The 5,493-nt window shown below is 49.9% G+C and carries 6 protein-coding genes; 4 read left to right on the top strand and 2 right to left on the bottom strand.

Features of this window, described 5'->3' with window-relative positions:
* Together WBA89_RS01275 and WBA89_RS01270 are read right to left on the bottom strand one after the other, a co-directional pair.
* Positions 1 to 404: RNA-guided endonuclease InsQ/TnpB family protein (locus WBA89_RS01275; RefSeq protein ID WP_424403323.1), on the bottom strand; the 404-nt coding region annotated here is incomplete at its 3' end.
* A gap of 53 nt (positions 405 to 457) precedes the next feature.
* Positions 458 to 823: a transposase gene (locus tag WBA89_RS01270; protein WP_424403321.1), complete on the bottom strand. Its 366-nt coding sequence runs from the start codon at positions 821 to 823 to the stop codon at positions 458 to 460.
* A 330-nt stretch (positions 824 to 1,153) separates the two neighbouring features.
* Here WBA89_RS01270 and WBA89_RS01265 point away from each other — a divergent pair, with 330 nt between their 5' ends.
* From WBA89_RS01265 to WBA89_RS01250, 4 genes are all read left to right on the top strand, one after another.
* Positions 1,154 to 1,384, top strand: a complete 231-nt coding sequence (locus tag WBA89_RS01265; RefSeq protein WP_106149065.1) for a hypothetical protein — start codon at positions 1,154 to 1,156, stop codon at positions 1,382 to 1,384.
* A complete protein-coding gene (locus tag WBA89_RS01260) occupies positions 1,377 to 1,730 on the top strand; it encodes a type II toxin-antitoxin system RelE/ParE family toxin (protein ID WP_424403319.1) in 354 nt (117 codons plus the stop codon). Before WBA89_RS01265 ends, WBA89_RS01260 begins: the two co-directional genes overlap by 8 nt.
* 183 nt (positions 1,731 to 1,913) lie before the next feature.
* Positions 1,914 to 3,962 carry a DEAD/DEAH box helicase gene (locus tag WBA89_RS01255; RefSeq protein WP_424403317.1) on the top strand — a complete coding sequence of 683 codons (2,049 nt, stop codon included), beginning with the start codon at positions 1,914 to 1,916 and terminating at the stop codon, positions 3,960 to 3,962.
* Positions 3,955 to 5,145, top strand: coding sequence for a GIY-YIG nuclease family protein (locus WBA89_RS01250; protein WP_424403315.1), 1,191 nt, complete (start codon positions 3,955 to 3,957; stop codon positions 5,143 to 5,145). The genes WBA89_RS01255 and WBA89_RS01250 overlap by 8 nt, the downstream gene beginning before the upstream one ends.
* The last annotated feature ends 348 nt before the right edge of the window (positions 5,146 to 5,493 follow it).

The following is a 5,493-nucleotide window of genomic DNA, read 5'->3' as shown; positions in this document are numbered from 1 at the left end:
TTACGCACTTGAAGGTCTTCGTAGGCTACAAAATCGTTAGATTTTACCGCGCCGGGCGCCGTCTTAATGGCGAAGTCTTTGCGCTGCCGACTAACCTTTAGGTGCTTTCTTCCTAACTTGTTGATTGCCTTTTTCCGGCTTTGGGAGCCTTTCTTTTTCCGAGAAACTCGCTTCTGCAATCTCTTCAGAGCTTTTTCGCTTTTGCGGAGATACCGAGGATTGGGAACTGTTTCACCGTCGCTGTCAGTATAGAAATGGTTTAATCCAACATCTATGCCGATAGTTTTGCCAGTATAAACGGGTTCCTCTTTTCGTTCAATGTTGATGCAGAATTGGGCATAATAGCCGTCGGCACGACGCACTACCCTAATTCGCTTAATCTCATCGGGCGCATAGAAATGCAAGTCCCGACTACCAATTAACTTGAATTTTCCAGCAGCAAAACCATCCTTAAATGTTAGGCATCTTTTGTCGCTAGAAAGCAGCCGGATTTCTTGTACTCGACGGAACGAGTGTACTTCTTGAACTGCGGGTAGCCCTTTTTTCCGGGCTTCTTAGCTTTACAATTGGCGAAGAAACGTTGGATAGCAAAAATAGCACGTTCCGCCGAAGCTTGACGTGCCGTTGAGTTAAGCTTGCCTGCCCATTCAAACTCTTTCGCCATAACGGCGCATTGTTTGTACAGGTCTACTAACTTAATTCCTTGGTTGTCTATCCAATGTCTAAGAGTTTTGTTTCTGACAAATTGAGCCGTCCGAATCATGTCGTCGATGATTCGATATTGCTCCGCTTTGCCCTTCAACTTAAACTCTAAAACTATCATTGGAATAGTTTATAACTTTTGCTAAAATTTTTACCTATAAGTCTGTAGACTTAACAAGTCTTCACACTTCTCGTAATTAAAGCCGTCCTATAAGGACGGGGCTTTAGACCCAACTTTTTGGTAAAGGCAGTGATGGACGGTGGGAGATCATTAATTATCGGGCTGGAGATGTGGTGGAATTGCAATCAGTGGATTTGAGCTTCCCCATTGAGCAAGTTTATCGCGGAATCGACTTTTCGGAGGGTGAGGTTTAATGAAATTCCTTGGATAGCCCATCTGTCAACATCGATCGAGCTAAAATCACAACAGTAGAACAGCCAGCCTAAACCCATGACTACTCGCGAAGCCCTTAAACAACAACTCGACACCTGTACTGAAGAGCAACTCCAACAAATCGCCAAGTTCATAGAATTGCTCAAACTTCCTGTACAAACATCTGACTCACCCGACGATACCCCCAAAGCACAAATCCTTGAAGATTTTCGCCAAGCTTGGCACGAAGCAATGACCGGACAGGGTATCCCCATCGCTCAATTATGGCAAGAGCTAGAAAATGGATAACCCAAGTGTTAACGTTATCGCCTTACCCACTTTTACCCGCAATATTCGGACACCGATCAAAAAATATCGTAACATTCTCAACGACATCCAACCGATCGTTGCACAGTTAGAAAATGGCGAAACTCCAGGCGATCAAGTAGCAGGTATAGGCTATCCAATCTTTAAACTCCGACTCAAAAATAGTGATAATCAAAAGGGGAAAAGTGGTGGCTATCGGCTGATTTACTATCTCAAAACAAACGATCAAATTTTACTGCTGACGCTCTACAGTAAATCTGAACAAGTTGATGTCGTGGCGGGAGATTTAAAAGACATCATCGAAGAATATGATCGTAGCAACCTATAATCCCATTTTTCTGACCTATGTGCTATGGATGAAGTCTTAGCCCCCCCTTAGCAAGGGGGGGTTGGGGGGGTAATTTCTAGCGCTACTTGATGAAATTGGTATAAACTCAATTGCCGGAAAACTCATCCGGTTAATCGCCCTTCCCCACAGAACTTTTAAACCAGCTTTAGCCGAAAAATACCGATGAGCAAACCCAAAGCAATTCCCGCCGTATCCGTCACCTACGCCCAAAATGGCACCTCCACCCGCGCCAACGCTTTCGGGATGCGCCCCATGCAAGAACGAGTTTACCAAAAGCGCGGCGAACAATATCTCCTGATCAAATCGCCCCCCGCCTCTGGCAAAAGTCGGGCACTGATGTTCATCGCCCTGGACAAACTAGAAAACCAGAACCTCAAGCAAGCCATCATTGTCGTGCCCGAAAAGGCGATCGGCTCCAGCTTCCACAACGAGCCGCTTAGTCAGTATGGCTTTTGGGCGGATTGGCAAGTTGAGCCTAGGTGGAACCTCTGCAACGCCCCCGGCGGTGACAACGGCGGCAAAGTAGATGCAGTGCAGAAATTTCTAGCCAGCAGTGCCAAGATTCTGGTCTGTACCCACGCCACCTTTCGCTTCGTCATAGATAAGTTTGGTATAGAGGTGTTGGACGATCGCCTGATTGCTGTAGACGAATTTCACCACGTTTCCGCCAACCCAGACAACAAGCTGGGCGACCACATCCGCCAGCTCATCACCCGCGACAAAACCCACATTGTGGCGATGACCGGCTCCTATTTTCGCGGCGATGCCGAAGCCGTGCTGCACCCCGAAGACGAATCCCGCTTCGACACCGTTACCTACACCTACTACGAACAGCTCAACGGCTACCAACACCTCAAACAGCTCGACATCGGCTACTACTTCTACGCGGGCAACTATACCGACCAAATCATGCAGGTGCTCAACCCCAAAGAGAAAACCATCCTGCACATTCCCAACGTCAACTCCCGCGAAAGCACCAAGGACAAAATCCGCGAGGTAGAGCACATCGTTGAAGAATTGGGCGAATGGCAGGGCACTGACCCCAATACCGGATTCCAACTCGTCAAAACCGCCGACGGGACGATTCTCAAAATTGCCGATCTTGTGGACGATGACCCCACCAAGCGGGATAAAGTCGCCGCCGCCCTGAAAGACCCCACCCAGAAGAACAATCGCGATCGTGTGGACATTATTATCGCCCTGGGCATGGCGAAAGAGGGCTTCGATTGGATCTGGTGCGAACACGCCCTGACGATCGGCTACCGCTCCAGCCTGACGGAGATTGTGCAGATTATCGGTCGCGCCACCCGCGATGCGCCAGGGAAAACGCGCGCTCGGTTCACTAACTTGATTGCCGAACCAGATGCCGCCGAAGCCGCCGTTACCGAAGCCATCAACGATACCCTCAAGGCGATCGCCGCCAGCCTCTTGATGGAGCAGGTACTCGCGCCGCGCTTCGAGTTCAAACCCAAACACCCGAACAATCAAGCGACACCGGGCTTCGACTACGGAGAAGACGGCTACAATCCCAGTAAGTGCAACGCGGGCATCAATCCAGACGGCTTCATTCAAATGGAAATTAAGGGGCTAGCCGAACCTAAAAGCCCGGAAGCCGATCGCATCTGCCGCGAGGACTTGACCGAACTGGTGACGGCGTTTGTCCAAGATAAGCCAACGATCGAGCGCGGCCTGTTTGATGAGGAACTGGTGCCGGAGGAACTGACGCAGGTTCGCATGGGCAAAATCGTCAAAGAGAAGTTTCCAAATCTGGAAGAGGAAGATCGAGAAGCCGTTCGCCAACACGCGATCGCAGCGCTAAACCTCGTCCAACAAGCCAAGAAAACCGCGAACGAAGGCGGCGGTGAGGCTGCGAAAAACACCTCACTTATTGATGGGGTAAGGAAGTTTGCCCTATCGGTAACAGACCTGGATATGGATCTGATCGATCGCATCAATCCCTTTGGCGAAGCCTACGCTATCCTTGCTAAGTCTATGAGCGAAGAACGGCTGCGACAGGTGGCGGAAGTGATTGCGGCTAAACGAGTAAACCTTAGCGTGGAAGAAGCGCGGGAATTGGCAAAACGGGCGCTTCGTTTCAAAAAGGAGAAAGGCAGGCTCCCCTCCCTAACAGCAGTAGACCCGTGGGAAAAACGGATGGCGGAAGGAATTGCCTTCCTGCAGCGTAAAGTGAAGGAGGAAAACAATGCCTAAGTATACGACAGACGACGATTTGGAATTGCTGGGCGAATTGGGAGTGGAGTTAGCGCCCGATCCGTCCGGCCAGCGCTCCGCCAAAGAAGAGCGGATCGTTGCAGGCTTTGAGGAGATCGAGCGGTTTGTGGAGGAATATGGCAGATTGCCGCAGCATGGGGAGGATGGCGATATCTTCGAGCGGCTCTATGCAGTAAGGCTCGATCGCCTGCGAGAATCGGAGGAATGTCGCGCAGTCTTGGAACCGCTAGACTCGCGCGGACTGTTGGATGCTGAGACTGATGCTGGCCCGATCGCAAAAGACGATCTGACAGATGAGGCGCTGCTGGCATCCCTTGGAGTCGATGCGAGCTCAGAGAACGATGTAACCCTGCTTGCTCACGTGCGATCGCGCAGCGAAATCAAAGCAGCGGAGGAAGTCGCCCAACGGACTCCCTGCCAGGATTTTGATCAATTCAAACCAATCTTTAACCAAGTACAGCGCGATTTGGACACAGGGGCGCGGAAAACCATCAAATACCAGGACTATGCGGCCGTAAAGGAAGGCGATTTGTTCATCGTTGATGGGCAGAAGGTGATGGTAGCCGAGATGGGCGAGTCGTTTGTCAGCGACTATGGGCGTCAAGACAGCAGGCTGAGGGTAGTTTATGACAACGCCACTGAGAGCGATTTGTTGCTGCGATCGCTCCAGCGTGCTTTAAATAAAGACAAGGCCAGCCGCCGCATCACCAACCCAGATTTCGGCCCCCTATTTTCCCACATTGAAGCAGCAGACGACTTGCCGACGGGCTATATTTACGTGCTCGGGAGCCAATCGGATCATCCCTTCATTGCCGAGCATCGGTCTATTATTCACAAAATCGGCGTTACTGGAGGAGACGTAAAAAGCCGAATTGCCAACGCCAAGAAAGACTCCACCTATCTGCTAGCAGATGTGGATATTGTCGCCACCTTCAAGCTGGCAAATATCGACCGGAAGGGACTTGAGGCACTACTTCATAAGTTTTTCGCCAGCGCTCAATTAGATTTGGAATTGCAGGATCGCTTCGGCACACCCGTAAAGCCGAGAGAGTGGTTCCTGGTTCCGCTGGAGGTGATTGAGGAGGCGATCGAAAAAATCAAGGAAGGAACCCTCGATCGATTTCGATACGATCGGGATACAGCAAGTCTTGTGCGATCGTAATACCAATTTCATAAAGTAGCGCTAGATATTACCCCCCCCAACCCCCCCTTGGTAAGGGGGGGGGCTAAAACTTCATCCATGCCACATCTTTATAAAAATGGTATAAGGTCATTTTAGGGATAATGTTTTAATGAATCTTCTGGCTACAAAACAACAAGAACAGAATAGTTGACGCTCATAAATTCTCCTACAAAATTTGCGTCGCCACCAGTAATTCTAGCTTTTGACCAAGATTAAACGAGCAACGCACCCTACCCTCTATCGCGACAATAGCTAATATCAAATCCTCTCTTCATCGGAATGATTCAGATATATATTCTCGGACTCTGTGTACTCTGTGTACTCTGC

Source organism: Microcoleus sp. (assembly GCF_049646505.1).
Classification (GTDB): Bacteria; Cyanobacteriota; Cyanobacteriia; order Cyanobacteriales; family Microcoleaceae; genus Microcoleus.
Note: the sequence above shows the minus strand (reverse complement) of the source record. Positions and strands in the feature narration are given on the sequence as shown.